Annotated in this window: 17 protein-coding genes; 3 read left to right on the top strand and 14 right to left on the bottom strand. The window is 46.9% G+C overall.

Translation table 11 applies throughout. The features are described 5' to 3' along the window. Positions 1-9: 9 nt before the first annotated feature. The 12 genes from MHI48_RS28330 to MHI48_RS28385 form a co-directional block, all read right to left on the bottom strand. Complete coding sequence (locus MHI48_RS28330) at positions 10-1,212, bottom strand: endospore germination permease (RefSeq protein WP_076328706.1); 1,203 nt, start codon at positions 1,210-1,212, stop codon at positions 10-12. A gap of 56 nt (positions 1,213-1,268) precedes the next feature. Further along, positions 1,269-1,490, bottom strand: coding sequence for a hypothetical protein (locus tag MHI48_RS28335; protein ID WP_036612790.1), 222 nt, complete (start codon positions 1,488-1,490; stop codon positions 1,269-1,271). After that, on the bottom strand, positions 1,483-2,682 hold the full coding sequence (locus MHI48_RS28340; protein WP_076328705.1) for a Ger(x)C family spore germination protein: 1,200 nt from the start codon (positions 2,680-2,682) through the stop codon (positions 1,483-1,485). The genes MHI48_RS28335 and MHI48_RS28340 overlap by 8 nt, the downstream gene beginning before the upstream one ends. 4 nt (positions 2,683-2,686) lie before the next feature. After that, on the bottom strand, positions 2,687-4,282 hold the full coding sequence (locus MHI48_RS28345) for a spore germination protein (RefSeq protein ID WP_405142431.1): 1,596 nt from the start codon (positions 4,280-4,282) through the stop codon (positions 2,687-2,689). A gap of 174 nt (positions 4,283-4,456) precedes the next feature. Next, the gene (locus MHI48_RS28350) at positions 4,457-4,792 is read right to left on the bottom strand and encodes a hypothetical protein (RefSeq protein WP_036612792.1); all 336 of its coding nucleotides are present in this window, start codon (positions 4,790-4,792) and stop codon (positions 4,457-4,459) included. A 48-nt stretch (positions 4,793-4,840) separates the two neighbouring features. After that, positions 4,841-5,542 carry a pirin family protein gene (locus MHI48_RS28355; protein WP_405142433.1) on the bottom strand — a complete coding sequence of 234 codons (702 nt, stop codon included), beginning with the start codon at positions 5,540-5,542 and terminating at the stop codon, positions 4,841-4,843. 198 nt (positions 5,543-5,740) lie between these two features. Beyond that, positions 5,741-6,154, bottom strand: coding sequence for a DoxX family protein (locus MHI48_RS28360; RefSeq protein ID WP_100528505.1), 414 nt, complete (start codon positions 6,152-6,154; stop codon positions 5,741-5,743). A 50-nt stretch (positions 6,155-6,204) separates the two neighbouring features. Then, positions 6,205-7,065: a M56 family metallopeptidase gene (locus MHI48_RS28365; protein WP_047840779.1), complete on the bottom strand. Its 861-nt coding sequence runs from the start codon at positions 7,063-7,065 to the stop codon at positions 6,205-6,207. A gap of 1 nt (position 7,066) precedes the next feature. Next, entirely contained in the window at positions 7,067-7,483 is a 417-nt protein-coding gene (locus tag MHI48_RS28370; RefSeq protein WP_017691824.1) for a BlaI/MecI/CopY family transcriptional regulator, read from the bottom strand. Between the two features lie 208 nt (positions 7,484-7,691). Then, positions 7,692-9,155: a catalase gene (locus tag MHI48_RS28375; protein WP_405144750.1), complete on the bottom strand. Its 1,464-nt coding sequence runs from the start codon at positions 9,153-9,155 to the stop codon at positions 7,692-7,694. A 288-nt stretch (positions 9,156-9,443) separates the two neighbouring features. Continuing rightward, complete coding sequence (locus MHI48_RS28380; protein WP_036612804.1) at positions 9,444-10,250, bottom strand: winged-helix domain-containing protein; 807 nt, start codon at positions 10,248-10,250, stop codon at positions 9,444-9,446. Beyond that, on the bottom strand, positions 10,226-10,621 hold the full coding sequence (locus tag MHI48_RS28385) for a Fur family transcriptional regulator (protein ID WP_036612807.1): 396 nt from the start codon (positions 10,619-10,621) through the stop codon (positions 10,226-10,228). Before MHI48_RS28385 ends, MHI48_RS28380 begins: the two co-directional genes overlap by 25 nt. A 272-nt stretch (positions 10,622-10,893) precedes the next feature. On the opposite strand from MHI48_RS28385, the gene MHI48_RS28390 reads away from it, so the two are divergent. Continuing rightward, positions 10,894-12,006, top strand: a complete 1,113-nt coding sequence (locus MHI48_RS28390) for a GGDEF domain-containing protein (protein WP_405142436.1) — start codon at positions 10,894-10,896, stop codon at positions 12,004-12,006. Positions 12,007-12,144: 138 nt separating this feature from the next. Here the strand turns inward: MHI48_RS28390 and MHI48_RS28395 are convergent, their stop codons facing one another. Both MHI48_RS28395 and MHI48_RS28400 read right to left on the bottom strand, forming a co-directional pair. Further along, positions 12,145-13,083 (bottom strand): aldo/keto reductase family protein, encoded by a 939-nt coding sequence (locus MHI48_RS28395; protein ID WP_036612812.1) that lies wholly within the window; start codon positions 13,081-13,083, stop codon positions 12,145-12,147. 153 nt (positions 13,084-13,236) lie between these two features. After that, entirely contained in the window at positions 13,237-14,874 is a 1,638-nt protein-coding gene (locus MHI48_RS28400) for a histidine kinase dimerization/phospho-acceptor domain-containing protein (RefSeq protein WP_051447283.1), read from the bottom strand. A gap of 481 nt (positions 14,875-15,355) precedes the next feature. On the opposite strand from MHI48_RS28400, the gene MHI48_RS28405 reads away from it, so the two are divergent. Beyond that, positions 15,356-17,317 (top strand): anaerobic ribonucleoside triphosphate reductase, encoded by a 1,962-nt coding sequence (locus tag MHI48_RS28405; protein ID WP_405142439.1) that lies wholly within the window; start codon positions 15,356-15,358, stop codon positions 17,315-17,317. After that, positions 17,314-17,823: an anaerobic ribonucleoside-triphosphate reductase activating protein gene (gene nrdG, locus MHI48_RS28410; protein WP_127548895.1), complete on the top strand. Its 510-nt coding sequence runs from the start codon at positions 17,314-17,316 to the stop codon at positions 17,821-17,823. The genes MHI48_RS28405 and nrdG overlap by 4 nt, the downstream gene beginning before the upstream one ends. The last annotated feature ends 102 nt before the right edge of the window (positions 17,824-17,925 follow it).

Raw genomic sequence — 17,925 nt, forward strand, 5'->3', positions numbered from 1 at the left:
TGGAATGTATCAGGAAGGCTGGAGTTCTCCTCCATGAGAATCTTTCCGTCTTTTCTCTCCGTCCTTCTCCGAATCAGCCGATTTTTGTTCCGGCTCATGCTTCTCTTTCTTTGGCTGGTCTCCCGATCTCTGTTGGGTAGATTCTTTTTTATCCTTTTTGCGAGGACGAAGGAAAAGAAACAGCACAATAGGGAACAGTACTTCAAAAACAATGGCAACCCATGTCCATTCCCGAGTAAAACGATTGAGCTGAATGGCATTTCGGAAGAACCAGAATGCACAGACAAATCCGACGAGGGCAATCGGACCTGTCAACACCTTTCCCGATACGTTCGGAATGATTCGCTTCAATCCCCAGCAGACAAAGTACAGGTCAAATGCAATCTTCGTGATCATGGTAGGCAAGGTTGCCGCTGCCAGCGCAAGGTCAAACCGATCCAAGAAATCACTGATTTGCAATTGTCTTGCCAGTTCATAGGAGGGATACACCAACCTTGAAGCGATAGGAACTCCAATGGAGGTAATGGTCTCCACAAGGATTAACATCATCAGGAGTGCAGAGAGGATAATACCTGACACAACCGATTTATATCGAAAATCACTGCCTTTGATAACAAAAGGTAATGCAATCATCTCTCCGTAAAACGAAAATATGTACCAACTCCCCTTGCCCACTCCCGTAACATCAACGTGAAAATACGGCATCAGATTATCCATATTGATCTGTTGAATGAGCATGAAAGGCACAATCACGGAGTTTAAGAGAAACAATGTCACATACAACTCCGACATACCGATTAAGGAGCCGAGCCCACCTCTGACGATAAAAACTCCCATAACGATCAGAGATAACACAATGATGGAGATGGGCGTGGTCTCTAACAAAGTTATGCTGATATAATCCCCCGTTAACCGGATATCCCTCGCAAACACAAAGAAAAAAAACAAAATGTACATCAATCCTGCGAGCCTTCCCAAAAAGGGGAATCGCCCAGCAAGGGCTTGAAATAGATCCTGATCCGGAAATCTCCGCTGGACCCGACTTAACATCCACATGGATACAAGCATCACTACGACTACAGGTATATACGAGAGATAAGCGTGTTGTTCCGCATAGTAGATAGCTTGCGCGTGAGGCTGAATTAACGTTCCTGAAATACTGAGCAGCAGCACGAGCAGGATCATCTGACGGTGTGTCACTCTCTGATTCATGATATACCTCCTTTCCCTCTCGCGATCTCGCAAACTTAATGCATCCTGTCCACAACCTAGGGCAGTGGCAGTAAGCGCTGGATAACGTGGCTTATCCATACCGACACAAATAAGGTTTTGCTTAGATTAGTCACATAGAACCAAATGCCTGTAGCCACTGCTATCAAACTATAGGATAGCCAGCGATTAATGGCAGCTGCCTGTTTCAAATGTCTGAAATCCATCAAAATGACCACGATTACCATGGCCAGGAAGGTAAATAAGAGTGGTTTAATCATGTACAACTTCATCCTCTCCCACGCCAATTGGTTTATTGCTCACCCCAACGTTTTCAATAATGACATGGGGAGTAACCGTCACCTCGACTTCAGGGTATATGTCATCCCAGCGATCCTTCATCGTGTCCCACTTGGCCGGCAGATGTTGATGAATGGATCGACCGATTCCAAGAATGTCCGCATGATATTTCCCCTGAACCAACCGGACACCTTCCTCGATATCCAATTTTATTTTCTCGTGAATGGCTTCATTTATCTTCTGAATCTCATTCTCACGTCGGTCACCATAATTGGATTCGTTATCTACGAGAACTCCCTTGGCATATAATTCAATATTCACGGTGACCTTATCAGCCTTGATACTGGGATGTAGTGAAGCGTTGTTCTCGTTCAACTTGATGAACATATTTCCATCTCCGCCAGGAGCTTTAACCATAATCTCCGGCGCATTGGCTTCGCCCATAGCAAGAATGAGCGCATCAGCTGGAGCTTTGTCAATCATGCCAACCAACTTATCTTTCTTGAAGATGGCCAATCCATCCAGCTTGATGTTTGTTTTGGCGTCCTTCCACCCTTTTGGAACATTGGTCACTTTCGAAGCGACCGGCAGGAATGGATCCACACCTTCACTAAGAATGGCATCTATAAATGTTTTAAGTGAACGTGGATTACGCATATTGAGGAAACACAGTTCCCGCACCATCTCGGATGGAAACTTCTCTATAGGTGCATCCGTATCCATGACTTCATATGCTGCACCTTTTGTGACCACTGGCAATGCAGAGAATCGGTTCAGCGGATACCGCGTAAACAGATCAAGCATGGAGGCCACGCCATCCCGGGCAAGCTCCTCACCAATAAGCATCGTACGGCGATGCGCATAGTAGATTCTTCGTGAGAGTTCCTTTTGACCTTCAATAGACGTACCATGCAATGATTTGGCTGTATTGGATAACATGAACCAGGATTTATCTCCACTCGTGCCGCCTCCGCCTCCTTCACTACCGGAAGAACCGGATTGTCCCGGCAGAGCAATCTGAAGACTGGATCTGTAATTGTCTCCCTCCTTATCGACAGCAATACCAATCACAAAGGCAACATCGTTAATCTCCTTACGATCCCAGCAACCTGAAATAAAAGTGGTACATAACAACAGCGCTATCACTGCCCGGTACTTATATATGAACTGCATGGGTTCACCACCCTTCCTCAGCTTCAGGGGAACCGTTGATCTTTTCGGTCATCCGTTTCTGATCCCGATGTACCGTAGAAGGACGATTGATCATTTTCCACCATGGCACACGAATGAGAATGTCTTTGGTATCTGTTTTACTGTACGGGCTAAGACCGGAGAGATATGGGACACCGAACGAAGTCATCTGTGTCAGATGTACCGAGATCAGAACCAAGCCGATGACGATGCCATATAGTCCAAGCATACCTGCCAGTAACATGATCGGAAATCGGAGTAGACGCACCGTAATCGCGAAGTTAAATCGCGGGATCGTGAAGGAAGCTATTCCTGTCATGGATACGATAATAACCATCGGTGCGGATACAATCCCCGCTTGAACTGCGGCCTGTCCGATCACAAGTGCACCGAGGATACTGACAGCCTGACCCACTGTTTTGGGTAACCTGACCCCCGCTTCCCGGAGAGCTTCGAACGACAGCTCCATAATGAGCGCCTCAACCAAAGCTGGAAAAGGAATGGCTTCCCGTGCACCTGCGATACTTAGAATCAGCGTAGTTGGCAGCATGTCCTGATGAAATGTTGTAATAGAAATATACAAGGCTGGCAGGAACAGAGCGATGGCTACGAATAGGAAGCGAATCCACCGCACCAGATTACTGATGAAGAATCGCTCGTAATAATCCTCGCTGGCTTGCAGCATCTGCCACATCGTGACTGGAGCAATCAGCGAGAATGGGGTTCCATCTACCATAATGGCAAAGCGTCCTTCCAACAGATTGCCTGCAACGGTATCCGGCCGCTCCGAGTAGTGCATCTGAGGAAAAGGGGAATACGGATGATCTTCAATCAATTCCTCGATATAACCCGTCTCCAGGATGCCATCAATATTGATTTTTTCCAGACGTTTCTTAACATCTTGAATCGTTTTTGGATCGGCAATACCTTCCAGGTAGGTCAGCACAATATCTGTCTTGGTGTCTGTTCCAAGGGTCATACTCACCATCTTGAGAGCAGGTGTTTTCAGCTTGAACCGCAATAAGGCCGTATTCACACGGAGCGTTTCCGTAAATCCCTCCCGCGGTCCCCGAATCACGGATTCTGTCTGCGGTTCCTCCACACCACGTCTGACTCCACCTTTGACATTGAACATCCAGGCTTTGTTACTTCCGTCGACCACCAGAAGGGCAGAGGATGCCAGCACCCCTTCTGTCGCAGCAGCCCAGGTATCCACTCGCTTCACCTGTGTTAGCTCAACGGTTGTATCATCCAGTGGAACATCAGGTTCATCTGTTCGCTGCTGCACCAGCCCTTGAATAATCGGTCGCAGCATGTGTTCCTGGATATCAGCCGAATTGACAATACCTTCAATATAGACGAGAAGTCCTTTCACTTCAGGCGTAATCATGACGTTGCGAAAAACCACATCAGAACAATCGGAGAATATCTCCTTTACCGCCTTAATCTGAGTTTCATGTACTGCACTAATTGGCTGCCGAAGAAAAGGCGGGGACGGCAGTCCCAAAGGAATATGTTTTTTTTCTTCTGAAGCTCGTCCCGGTTGTCCGGACTTGTCTTTCCCAGATGTTTTGTCTGCCATATGCCGCCCCTCCGTTCTTGTTTTTATACAAGGTAGCTTGTGCCAGACAGCAGGGAATTATGTGGTCTTTTTTGCAAAATTACGATTAAATTCTCTGAGTTTTCAGACAGCAAAAAGGCCTCTGTATTTAACAGAGACCTCTGAGATGTTCCAAGTTCTATAGGTACTTATAAGTTAATCCGCAAAATAATCTTCAGGCACATAACGAATCTCCGACTTCGCATAGATGCTTAGCGTGTGACTCTCCCTGTCGTATACTACCCGTTCACCATCTACGTAGTACCAGTGTTTCAAAAGGGGCTGATCCTTGCGTTGGACAAAACGGAATACATTCAGTTCCTGTCTAAGCTCCATAATCTGTTCCACAATCTGCTCGTCCAGACCCGTAACGGTAAATATGAAACTTGTACCCTCCTGTTGGAACCGATAGGACAGCGAATCTGTTTTGCTATTAGCTAACCCTCGCCCGGTCACCGCATGTTTAACCATAAACCATTCCTGTTGCGCCATACGTGTATATCCTCCTTCATCTTGGAGTTCATTCATTTCATCAGCCATCTACGGCAAATCAATAATCATATAGAACGTATCTTCGTTTCCTTGCAGTTCGATTGAATCCTGCTGTCCCACACGAGCCGTGTCGCCTTCGTTCAACAGGTACTCTCCATCCAATCCCAGCTTGCCTTCGATGCAGAAAATGTACATTCGGCGGCCTGCCTCCTGATTGAAGGTTAACGTTTCGTCTTTGGCTAATCGGCCAAGGTAGATCGTCATATCCTGATGAATGGTCGCAACTCTTGGTCCCCCATCTGGGGATACAATCGGCACGAGTGCTCCTGCCAATGCCGCTGGATCAAATGATGTCGTCTCATAGGAGGGCTCCAACCCTTTTGTCTGTGGCATGAACCAGAGCTGAAGCAAACGTACTTCTTCGGTATCGGATGCATTATGTTCGGTATGAATCATGCCACTGCCTGCTGACATCCGCTGGATACAACCAAAGCCTGTAACGGCTACATTGCCCAGATTATCTTCATGTCGCAACTTGCCGTTCAGTACGATCGATACAATCTCCATATCACTATGCGGGTGAGCTCCAAAACCGCGACCAGGCGCGATCACATCGTCGTTCGCTACCCGCATCGGTCCAAACGCCGTATTCTCCGGGTCTTGGTATTCTCCGAAAGAAAAGCTGTGACTACCACGGAGCCAGCCTCGATCGAAGCTGGAGCGGGCATCGGATGGAATGACGTTAATCATAAAATGCATCCTCCTTATTTTTTCTTAGTTGCATACTTATTCTCATTGTAACAAACCTCAGGCATGTCGTCCAAACGAAAAAAGTTCTCTACTGATCAGCCCGGTTCGCAAATCAATTCCCGAACCGGCCTGGCCAATAAAGAACCTCGTTACAGGACTCATCCTGCACTTCATTATTTTTAGCAATCGTTAGTCAAATCAAGCACTCACATTCTGGCGAGCGTTCCCCTGTCTGGAGAACAGATAATCCACGGCCAGGAGGCGGCTTCCTGTGAAGAGCAGTGTCAGGGAACCCGCAAGAAGCAGGTAATCTAACTCGGTACCACTCAGGAACGGCTCACCCACTTTGGCTGTAAACAGAACGCCAACCATCACGATGGCAAACAGGGCAGCAAACACACGTGTTCCCAGACCCAGAATCATCGCTGCACCACCTACCAACTCAATGATGGCTACAACGGATGCAAGAAATCCGGGAATACCAATGCTTTCGAAAAAACCTACCGTACCGCTGATTCCACCTTCAAATTTACTCCAGCCGTGCAATACAAAGATCAAACCGATCATAATCCTTGAGAAAAGTAATCCAATCTCTACACTTTTATTATTCATGTTCATCTTCCTTCCTCATTATATTTGACTTCACATTTAGCCCAATTAATCTATCCGATGGACCAAACAAACAAGATAGACAGCAATAGAAAAACAGTAGCCGACATCAGAACAGCATAACGTGGCAACCTCAGCGTCACGTCCTGTTCCGGGTCCAGCAGACGTGAAATTCGGACATTCACCGACGTATCCGCAAATGAGGATTGAACGGTCAGTTCTTTGGCCCCCCAAGGTTCAGGACAAGCACGGAGCAACTTGAGCAAAGCACTGCCAATGCCAGCCACATTGCCTGTACGCTCAATGGCCTCATTGTCTGCCAGAATTTCTCTAACAATATTGTAATGTTTCGAAGTATGCTTCAATACAGGAATATACGGCATCATGATTGCAAATACCGATAACAGTGTTGTCTTCAGTGGGTCACGGTGCCACAGATGATGGACTTCGTGGTACACAACTGCAGTCTCCTCTTCTGCATCCAGCATCGTCAGAAGCCCCGTGGAAAGTACGATGCAAGGTCTCCATAGACCAATTGTAAATGCAACCGGAGAATGCTTGTCCACTACAATGAATCCTGGCTGTCCGAGATGGTGATACTTGGACTCCAGTTCACGAGACAATGCATGCACTTCCATGGAGCGAAGTTTACGTACGGCTGCTCTGGTTTTCATCATACGCACCATTAACAACCAACCTGTTCCCGCAAATGTCAGCAATACCAGTGCCAGCAGGAAATGTCCCACGGATAACCATCCCAGTCGACTCATCCAATGATTGCAGAGCCAGAGCAGGTTAAACGGGATATCCCAGCCAAAAATTTTGTACATCGCGTACATGAACATCTGCATGAACACGAGTAGCGGAATGCCAAACCCGACGGTAAACAAAAGTTTCGAGCGGGTCTTCCACATCTTAATCGCTATCCTTTTTCCATTGTTTGATCTTCTGTTCCAAGCGTTCAATCAGACCCGCATCTGCTTCGTCCAGCGCATCCAGCATATGATTCAATGCCAAAGCTCCGAATTCATCCACCAACTCATGTGACAGTTCCTTGGATTGGTCGTTCATAAACTCCTCCTTGCTCTGTACCGGTTGGTACAAAGATGTTCTGCCCTTTTGTGACTTTCCGAGAAGTCCCTTGTCTACGAGCCGGTTCATCACGGTCATGACTGTATTAAAATTGACGTCTTTGTCTTGTTCAAGTGCGGTCTGCACTTCACGGATGCTACTGCCAGGACGAGCCCATAAAATGTCCATGATCTTGGCCTCCAGCGGACCAAAAAATCGGTTGAGCCCACGCTCACCCACTTTGAAATTGTGTATTCTCATTTTCTGACACCCCTCACACTACCCATTGTAGTGCCATCAAATGAGAAGTCAACCTCTATGTCAGCTATTTTATGTAAATGATTTGTAAATTTGTTTTCCATTTCAGTAAAAAAGGCCAAAGACCGGGAGTTCCGCACGTTCGCGGTTCTGCCCGGTCTTCAACGAATATTAGTCCGTATGATGTTGTAGAACATGGTCAAACTGTACTTTATTTTCCATCCTGTGACGGCATATGTGCAGAAATATCCACGCCGAGTCCATGAGCCAAACGTCCGCCAAGCTGTCCATCCGCTCGGAAGAAGTGGCACAGGGCACGCATTTGAATATCAACAGATACGCCCTTAAGGTCATTGATCAGATTATCAAGCAAATGCTGCTGCTCTACAGGAGTAAATGAACGGAACAGCTCCCCTGACTGCGTATAATCATCCGTCTTCTCGATTTTCTCTCTTGTAACATGCCCTTGCAACGGAACCTGACTGTCCCGGTATGCCAGATCTTCTTGCGGGCTGTTTCCTGAACTGTTGGGTTCATAGTTCACCGGAGATGGGTCCTGATTCACATTCATGAGTCCATCACGCTGATGATTACGAACGGGTGCGTACGGGCAATTCACCGGAATTTGCAAATAGTTCGGTCCAAGCCGGTGACGCTGTGTATCTGGATAGGAGAATAGGCGTCCTTGCAACAATTTGTCTTCGGAAGGCTCAATTCCGGGTACAAGCGCACTAGGAGAAAAGGCCGCCTGCTCCACTTCAGCAAAGAAGTTTTGTGGATTCCGATTCAGGGTCATGGTCCCTACCGTATGGAACGGCAATACATCTTCAGGCCATGTTTTGGTTGGATCGAGAGGATCAAAAGCAAAATCATCCATTTGCTCCGGCTTCAAGAGCTGTACCTGAAGCTTCCACTGTGGGTACTGCCCGTTCTTGATATGTTCATGCAGGTCCCGGGTAGCATGATTAAAGTCTTGCCCCTGTACCTCGGCAGCTTCCTGACGAGAGAAGCCTCGCACGCCTTGTGCAGACTCCCATTTGTATTTCACATAGTGGACCTGTCCCTGTGCATTAATCCATTTGAAAGCATGTACGCTGAAACCATCCATCTCCCGATAACTTGCTGGTGTGCCCAGATCAGAGAACAACCAGGTCATCATATGTGTTGATTCCGGTGAGAGGGTCATAAAGTCCCAATATCGGGCAGGTTCCTGAATGTTTGTATCCGGAGCCGGCTTCAAGGAATGCACCATATCAGGGAACTTCATCGCATCACGAATGAAGAAAACGGGCAGATGATTACCGACAATATCATAGTTGCCTTCCCGTGTGTAAAATTTGACGGAAAATCCACGTGGATCTCGTGCAGTCTCTGGTGATCCCGTACCATGAATAACGGTTGAAAAACGAACCAGCACATCCGTCTCCGTACCTGGATCTTGTAGGAAGTCAGCTGTTGTATAAGCCTTCATACTCTGCTCCAGCGTGAATACACCATGAGCTCCGGCACCTCTCGCATGTACGACTCTTTCGGGAATACGTTCACGGTCAAAGTGGGCTATTTTCTCAATGAGATGGTAGTCTTCAAGCAGTGTCGGCCCTCTTCTGCCTGCTGTGCGGGAATTCTGGTTGTCACCTACAGGTGCTCCCTGATTTGTAGTCATACGTTCTGTCATCATGTCGTCCTCCTCTAATGGGTCTCACGGCTGTTATATATCTACTATTAAAATCATATTCGGCTTCGGTTTAAATATACATTTAGACTTGATCTAACTGTTAAATTGATTCTAACATGTCCCACTCTACTCTTGCATGAGGTTCACATGAGATTAAGATGAGGTTCTTCAACATTCATGAATGAACTATGAACATGTTTTAAGGGAATGATTCTGATCTGCCTCTCTATTAGGTAGTACCCGAAAAAGCATGAAGTGAAAGATAAAATTTGGGCAAAAAAAAGCGGACTAATCCGCCAGGCGGTAGCCCACTCCTCTTACTGTTACAATATATTGCGGCGAAGACGCATTATCGCCCAATTTTTTGCGCAAGCTTTTGATATGAACATCGACCACATTACTTCCACCCGTAAAGTCCGTCTCCCAGATATCGCTGAGCATTTCCTCACGGGAAATGACTGCACCTTTAGCATCAATCAGTTTGAGTAACAGATCATATTCGGTCTTGGTTAGATGAATCCGGTTATTATCGCGCTGTACACTCATCCGTTCACGATCGAGCCACAGATCTTTGAATCCGATACGGTGCCCTTCCTCAGGCAAAAAACCACGGTTGGGCAGAGCAGGGCTGTTGCCAATCATGCGCTGCACTCGGTAAAGTGCTTCCTGCGGGCGTGCAGGCCACACCAGCAACTCCTCCTGAAGCATCGGTCCACTCGCGCTACCAATCATCTTCTCACCGACCAGATACAGACAAGGGGTTGTGTGCTCAGCCTCACGATTCAATCGGCTGCTAATGCCGGCAAATGCATCGATAGTTCCAGCAACAGACAGATCATAGATCAACAGATCAAAGACAAGACGCTCATGCAGATCCGGTTCCCAGCGATGGAAGACCAGTACATCAAAGCAGCTATCCGTTAAGGCCTTTACCAGTTCATGAACCTGCCCCGGCATCGGGCTGATCAGAATAACACGCCGTGTAACCGGACAATTGTCCACAAGGGGTGTTGAGTCAGACAAGGCTGGTTTAACCCTTAGGGGTAAACGGCGGCCAGGCAGTTTTATTTTTACTTGATCCGTTTGTTTCTGCATTCCCCGCAGACACCTCCAAAGACCACATGAGCATGATCGATTGCATATCCGGTTTCTTCAGCTACCTGTTTCATCCATTGTGGAGGAACCTCTGTCATCACCTCGTCCACTTTGCCGCACACTTCACACATAATATGCTGATGATCATCCATACGGGCATCGTACCGGCTTGCTGTCTCTCCGAGTTTAAGTTCCCGTATCAATTCTTTGTCCGTCAGATAACGAAGAGAATTATACACCGTACCATAGGCCAGATTATATCCTTGTTCCACGAGTCGATTCATGACATCAGCAGCTGTCGGGTGATCCTCTGAATGGCGCACCACATCATATACTGCTTGTCGTTGTATCGTCAGATTTAAAGTTCTCACAACCATTTCTCCTTTATTATTGATCCATTTTATATGAAATCAGACACTGATCTTCTACTTATGATGGTCTTCCCAAAAAGAAGGAATATATTTTGATTTAGATTAAGTATAAATCTCATTGCATATTGAAGTCAATATCACTCTAACATCCTGTATATGCAAATAAAACATCTTTCCCAGCAATCCCCTCATAAATTTGGGATATTATGGTTCGCTACAGCACCACTTTTCAGATAAAATATAGGGATGTGCGTAAAAAGGGGGAATGTCGGTTGTTTAGCACTTTTTTCATTAATATCTGTGTCATGATTACGTTTATGTATGTGTCCGGGATCATCGCAAAGTTCTATAGTATCCGATTGCCTTTTCCCTCGTTACGTGTTCAGTTGATCGGCGGCTTATTATTCGGTATATATGGCACAGTACTCATGAACTATTCTTTCCCTCTGAACGAAACTACGATTGTAGATCTACGGCATCTGGCCATCGTTACCGCAGCGGTATATATGGGAGGATTGGCTTCGGTCGTTACGGGACTCATGATCTCGGTCATTCGTATTCTGATGTTCGGCTTATCATCCTCTGCCATAGATGCAGGTTTTGTCATGACTCTGATCGGACTGTCCGGTGTATACTTCGCCTATGCTCCTTGGTCCAGACTGACCAAAATAATTACAATGAATCTGCTTGGCATGACATTAATCTTTATCATCCTTATGTTGAATACAGACAGCATGAATTCATTAATGAAGATATATCCGTTACAAATGACCATTTCTTTTGCCGGTGGAATATTTATCTATTTCATTGCAGAATTCATTAATAAATCTAATGAAATGTTATTTCTATTGGAAAAAAGAGCTTCTACCGATCATCTTACCAACCTGAGCAATCGACGACAGTTCGAAAAATCACTTCAACTGGAACTTCAGCGTGCGCGGGATTACCAACAGAAGCTTTCCTTGCTTGCCATTGATATTGACCGATTCAAAAAGGTAAATGACACCTATGGTCATTCCGCTGGCGATGCGGTCCTGAAGCAACTTGGACGACTGCTTGTTGAGCATGCACGTTCTGCTGATATCGTGTCACGAAACGGTGGGGAAGAATTCGCCATTCTCTTGCTCGACTGTGGACACCGTCAGGCCGTGGCTACCGCCGAATCTATACGACAGGCTGTAGAGAAATACCATTTTGCTCTGCCTGACGGGCACACGACACGTCTAACCATCTCCATTGGTGTAGCCGTGTACCCCGATCATTGTGATGATCATGACGATGACGATTTCTTCGAACAGGCCGATCGTGCTTTATATGAAGCCAAGAATACAGGGCGTAACCGTGTGTGCGCCTTAACTTTTCGTTCCTTGCCTCTTACGCTTTAAAGTAAGATCTAACCCTTCATTAATCTAACCTTTCAACGCTCCAAAAAAGGGATGTCTCGTTCGCCTATTCAGGCGCACAGGACATCCCTTTCTTTATAGATCATTGCATATCATCTCAGCTTGTTTGCTGACAGGAGATCAAGCAAGGATGCTCTCAATCTCCTCCACAATGGCAGCATCCAGCTTCACGCCAGATGCAGCCGCGTTCTCTTTTACCTGCTCGGGACGACTCGCCCCTACAAGTGCACTGGATACATTGTTCTGGCGCAGAATCCAGGCAAGAGCCAGTTGGCCAACCTTCAGATCCAGCTTGTCCGCCACTTCAATCAGTTGACGAACTTTCCCGATACGATCCACATTGATCTTTCCTTCGTCCCATCCTAGCTTGGCAGCACGGCTATTCTCTGGGATATCGGAAACGGACGTATATTTCCCGGTCAATAGACCTTGAGCAAGCGGGGAGTATACAACTTGTCCGATGCCTTTACGCTCACCGAGCGGAATAATTTCATTTTCGATATAACGGTCAAACATGTTGTACACCGGCTGATTGACCACGATACGATCCAGAAGCAGACGATCTGCTGTACCCAACGCAGCTTCCATCTGAGCCGCTGTCCACTGGCTGACGCCTACATATAACACTTTGCCTTGGCGTACCAGATCATCGAGAGCACGGAGTGTTTCTTCAATTGGTGTTTCGGTATGATAACGATGGCAATAATAGATATCCACATATTCAACGCCTAGGCGCTTCAAGCTGGCTTCACATTGCTCCTTGATATGTTTGCGAGATAACCCCTGGTCATTCGGACCATCACCCATTTTGCCAAATACTTTGGTTGCAAGTACATAAGAGTCACGGGAATATGCTTTGAGCGTCTGCCCAAGCAGTTCTTCTGCTGCGCCCCGTTCGTATACATTGGCAGTATCAAAAAAGTTAATGCCTTCATCAAATGCAGTTTCAATTGATTTCACCGCATTCTCACGTTCCACATACCCTCCGTACGTCAGCCAGCTTCCCAGGCTAATCTCGCTTACTTTCAGTCCGCTTCCACCTAATCTGCGATAATCCATTGATTGCATATCCTCCTCTATTGGTTATAAAGATGAAGTTCACTTTCTATTGTAACGTAACCAGCTCGGAATAAAAGGGCTTTGGCTCAGAAAATGGAAAACGAAAAAAAGCGCACCTATAAGGTGCGCCGATTAAAGATCTATGATCATGATTTAAGGCAAAGTAATGCTCAATGCATTCAACAGATCAGCCTGTCTGACCGGCTTGGTCAGAACAGCATCAAAGGCCTCTGCTTCATGCAATTCAATGTGCATACCATAAGGAACAAGAACAATGACGGGCAGATTCTCCAGTCGCTGTTTCAGTTCATGTACAAAATCAACCGCGCCACCTTCCATTAATCCCATATCCACAACGGCTACATCCGGCATGAATCCTTCCTTGATCCAATCATGCGCTAATGTCAAACCCGAGGTCATGTGTACATCCATCTCCCACCTACGCATCAGGGAAGAGACACCTTGCAAAATGTCAGGGTCCTTGGCAAGTAACACCTTTTTCCCTTTTAACCGCTGCTGAACACTTGCGAGCTGAGGTAACTCCCAGTATCTGCGTAACGGAAGTGAAATGTTGAATTCCGTCTCATTTTCCTTCACACTGCTCACCTGAATACGGCCATGCATGAGAATGGCAAGATTCTGGCTTACAGCTAAACCCAGATTGCTTCCAATCAGTTTTTGGATATTCAATTTTTCATCTTGGCTGTTAAAGGATGGTTTCTTCTTGTCCGATAACATCTGACCCGTGTACTTCACCTTGAGCTGAAGTGTACCGGTCTCCTCCAATTCTTCTCCGTTCACCACTGCTGTGATCAGAACGGAACCTTCACGCGTTGAATCGAGAGCATATTGAATGACGTGTGCAAGCAACTGTCCAATCTTGACTTCATCACCAACGAACACTTGAGATACATTCAGTTCAAGATTTAATCCCAGCTCAATGTTCTTGCCCGTCGCAATCCCGGCATAGAGATACACGGTATTCTCAATGGTACCTACCAGATCAAACGGATCATCATGTATAACCGTTTTACCTGCTTCATTTATGTTGAAATTCATCATATTATTCAGCAAGGAAAGCAGAATATTGCCGCTTGTCTCAATCATGTTCACATATTCGGACTGCTCCTCAGGCATATCCGGTGTGCGCATCAGATCTGTCAGTCCCAAAATACCGTTCAAAGGATTGCGAATCTCGTGACTCATTAGCTTCAACATCTGTGTTTTGGTCATAGCCTCAGATTCGGCACGTTCTTTCTCTGCCTGGAGCTGTTCTTGCATTTGTTCCGAATCACTCAATTTCTGCTCCTGAACATGCAACGTGCTTTCCAGATCAACAACATAACCCAGGAATACAGCCATCGCCTTCAGTGTCTTCATATCGGTTTCGCTGATCACATAACCAGGATCATCCATCAGACAGATGGTACCAAATGTTTCGCCCGATCTTCTCATAATAGGCACGCCCACGAAGAAGCGATTGCCAAGTCCGCTCGTAACGCCCATGGATCGTGTCATCGGATGTTCACATGTATCCGGGATCGTAAGCACGTTACCGTTGTCTCTTAATACCAGGCTGCAATATGAATCCGTAAATGGAAGTGCACTGCCTTTAACAACTAACTCTTCCGTACGATTAAAGGCCTCCAAAATGACATTGGTCACCCCGTCATTCGTGGCAACAAAGATGGTATTGACCTTCAATATACCGCTTAATACGTCTACGATATGGGCCGCAGCTTCCTTTATATCTTCATAGAAGCCTCTTGTAATGCCTTCTGCCGTCCCCATGATTCACCCCTCTTATCTTAGCTGCACTTTCAAATCTGTATTTCAGAATGTTTAATCACGTACAGGGGTCATCAAAAATCCGAATAGCTGTCACAATCTATACTTATATGATTAACACCGTAGAAGTATAAGAGAATCATACTCCCTGCCTATTGCCCATTTGCGGACAAAAGCAGGTCTTAAACGGATGGTTTAACGACCGCGAATTCATTGCAACTCGCCTTTTCAGCTTGATTAAAGTCCATCTTGTCCGACTTCGGATATTATACTTGCAGAATAACTAGAAATTATACGCTTCCGCTCAGACTTTGGGAACCTTTATCCGCAGCAATTAAAGGAAAGTCCATTTTGTTCAGTAAGCTGTGTGATCATGATCACACCCAAAAAACCACATATAGTTTATAAATGGATAAGACGAATCTACATATAGTATTTAACGTGAATTGAATGATAACCAAAATCATTTTAGGAGGAACCTTACATGAACATGCTTGAGTATGCCACCCCACCGGCATCCGATCTATTATCCGACCTGGGAAGACGAATTATTGGCGCAGAAGACGCCGATACGCTGAGGGAAAATGCAAATCTGAACGGGGATTCCTTCAGTGGTAAGATGAGCAGGCTCGGTTCGGAGACCGCCAAGTGGCATGCTCTGCGTCATGTGTTGCCGGAAGAGCTTGCCCAAGCTGTAGAGAATGGGGATCTGTATGTACACGATCTGGATCAGTATGCACTTGGAACGACCAACTGTATCTTTATCCCGTTTGACCGTCTCCTTGCTGCGGGTTTCAACACAGGTAACGGATCGGTTCGCACACCTCAGACGATCATGTCTGCCATGGCTCTGGTTGCGATCATCTTCCAATCCCAGCAGAACAGTCAATATGGCGGTGTATCGGCCAATAAAATTGACTGGGATCTGGCCCCTTATGTACAGCGATCGTTCCGCAAACACTACCGCAAAGGGCAACGGCTCTTTGGTGAAAATGTTCTGATCGGGGATGAACAGCTTCATCTGGATAGCATCGAAGCGAAGAATCAATGTCCGCGGGCATATGCCTTCGCCTATGAAGAGACTGAATTGGAGACAGGACAAGCTGCTGAATCACTGATTCATAACCTGAATACGATGAGCAGCCGGGCGGGTGGTCAGATTCCATTTACTTCACTGAACTATGGATTATGTACTTCTGCGGAAGGACGGTTGGTATCACGCTCGTTGCTGGAAGCAACCATTCGAGGCCTGGGCAACGGGGAGACTCCCGTGTTCCCTCAACATATTTTCCAATGTAAACAGGGGATCAATCAGGCTCAAGGAGAGCCGAACTATGATCTGTTCCGGCTCGCAGTCACCTGTTCATCCCGGCGGATGTATCCTAACTTTGTCAATGTGGATGCCTCTTTCAATCTGCCCTTCTATCATCCGGAAGATCCGGATACGATCATCGCAACCATGGGATGCCGCACACGTACACTGGCTGACCGGTTTGGTCGCAATCGTCAAAGTGGTAAAGGTAATCTGTCCTTCAACACCATTAACCTCGTGAAGCTCGGCATCCGGTTTGGTATTTGCCAAGGTGCAAGAGCTGTCGCTGACCGAACCGGATTCTATACTGCTTTGGAGTCAGTTATGCATAATGCCGCTTCCGGCCTGCTGCACCGCTACCGAATTCAGACATTGCAACCTGCCAAGGCATCGGACTTCATGATGCGGGAGGGTGTATGGGAAGGTGGAGAACAGCTTGGCCCGAACGAGCCGGTTGCCGAGCTTTTAAAGCATGGAACATTATCTCTTGGTTTTATCGGACTCGCGGAATGTATGACAGCTCTCTATGGGCGCCATCATGGACAGGACCCTCATGTACATCGCGAAGCGCTCAACATTATTCGGACCATGAGAGAGTTCTGTGACCGGATGAGCGAGCAGCATAACTTGAATATCACACTGTTTGCCACACCTGCTGAAGGGTTGTCCGGCAAATTCACGAAGATCGACAGAGAGCGTTATGGCATTATTCCCGGAGTGAATGATCGGGAGTATTATACGAATTCATTCCATATCCCGGTCTACCACACGCTTCCAGCATATCGGAAGATTGAACTGGAGGCACCGTTCCATACGTTATGTAACGCGGGTGCAATCTCCTATGTGGAGCTTGACGGAAACGTTCGGGCCAACACCGCAGCTTTCCTGCGGATCGTACAGTATGCACTGGCGCAGGATATCGGTTATTTCTCCATTAATCATCCAATTGATCGCTGCCCTGCATGTGGTTATGAAGGCGTCATTGGGAATGTATGCCCAAACTGTGAAGCCCACGAGAACCATGTACACTTCCAGCGGTTACGCCGCGTAACTGGCTATCTGACCGGGGATTACAAAGTACGCTTCAATGCTGCGAAACAAGCTGAAGTGCGGGATCGGGTGAAGCACCGGTGAATCTATATGGTTACATCCCGGAATCGGTAAATGAAGGGACCGGCCTGCGTGCCGTGTTGTTCATCAGCGGATGTCGTCACGCCTGTCCGGGCTGCTTCAGTCCGGATTCATGGAGCTTTCGAGCGGGTGAGCCCTTTACAGAGGAGCGGCAGCAGCAGATTCTGCATGAAGTGACGACCCATCCATTGCTGGATGGAGTTACGTTGTGTGGTGGTGATCCCTTTTTCTCGGCAGCAGAATGTACGTCTTGGGTCCAGCAACTCCGCGCTGCACGTCCTGATCTGACGGTATGGGCCTACACGGGATTCGAATATGAAGAACTGATTACCGACTCTGCGAGAGCGGAGCTTGCCCGGTTGTGCGATGTCATTATTGACGGTCGATACGTTGAAGCGGAGCGTGATGTCTCCTTGCCCTTCCGCGGCAGCCGGAATCAGCGTTTGATTGATGTCCGTGCAACACTAGCCACTCGAACCATCGTTACAATGCAGCTCAGTATGCTGTAAACATTGGTTTTATTCCCCTCACCAACTAACAAGGCACGGATCCCCAGCGGACTCGTGTCTTATTGGCGTATAGCGGTCTTCTTTAAGAAATAGGTTTTATCC

The organism is Paenibacillus sp. FSL H7-0942, assembly GCF_045040715.1.
GTDB lineage: Bacteria > Bacillota > Bacilli > Paenibacillales > Paenibacillaceae > Paenibacillus > Paenibacillus amylolyticus.

What these genes read in the sequence shown, in the direction of transcription:
- MHI48_RS28330 (WP_076328706.1), bottom strand. Translation starts at nt 1,212, where the DNA reads ATGAATCAGAGAGTGACACACCGTCAGATGATCCTGCTCGTGCTGCTG.
- MHI48_RS28335 (WP_036612790.1), bottom strand. Translation starts at nt 1,490, where the DNA reads ATGATTAAACCACTCTTATTTACCTTCCTGGCCATGGTAATCGTGGTC.
- MHI48_RS28340 (WP_076328705.1), bottom strand. Translation starts at nt 2,682, where the DNA reads ATGCAGTTCATATATAAGTACCGGGCAGTGATAGCGCTGTTGTTATGT.
- MHI48_RS28345 (WP_405142431.1), bottom strand. Translation starts at nt 4,282, where the DNA reads ATGGCAGACAAAACATCTGGGAAAGACAAGTCCGGACAACCGGGACGA.
- MHI48_RS28350 (WP_036612792.1), bottom strand. Translation starts at nt 4,792, where the DNA reads ATGGCGCAACAGGAATGGTTTATGGTTAAACATGCGGTGACCGGGCGA.
- MHI48_RS28355 (WP_405142433.1), bottom strand. Translation starts at nt 5,542, where the DNA reads ATGATTAACGTCATTCCATCCGATGCCCGCTCCAGCTTCGATCGAGGC.
- MHI48_RS28360 (WP_100528505.1), bottom strand. Translation starts at nt 6,154, where the DNA reads ATGAATAATAAAAGTGTAGAGATTGGATTACTTTTCTCAAGGATTATG.
- MHI48_RS28365 (WP_047840779.1), bottom strand. Translation starts at nt 7,065, where the DNA reads ATGTGGAAGACCCGCTCGAAACTTTTGTTTACCGTCGGGTTTGGCATT.
- MHI48_RS28370 (WP_017691824.1), bottom strand. Translation starts at nt 7,483, where the DNA reads ATGAGAATACACAATTTCAAAGTGGGTGAGCGTGGGCTCAACCGATTT.
- MHI48_RS28375 (WP_405144750.1), bottom strand. Translation starts at nt 9,155, where the DNA reads ATGACAGAACGTATGACTACAAATCAGGGAGCACCTGTAGGTGACAAC.
- MHI48_RS28380 (WP_036612804.1), bottom strand. Translation starts at nt 10,250, where the DNA reads ATGCAGAAACAAACGGATCAAGTAAAAATAAAACTGCCTGGCCGCCGT.
- MHI48_RS28395 (WP_036612812.1), bottom strand. Translation starts at nt 13,083, where the DNA reads ATGGATTATCGCAGATTAGGTGGAAGCGGACTGAAAGTAAGCGAGATT.
- MHI48_RS28400 (WP_051447283.1), bottom strand. Translation starts at nt 14,874, where the DNA reads ATGGGGACGGCAGAAGGCATTACAAGAGGCTTCTATGAAGATATAAAG.
- MHI48_RS28405 (WP_405142439.1), top strand. Translation starts at nt 15,356, where the DNA reads ATGAACATGCTTGAGTATGCCACCCCACCGGCATCCGATCTATTATCC.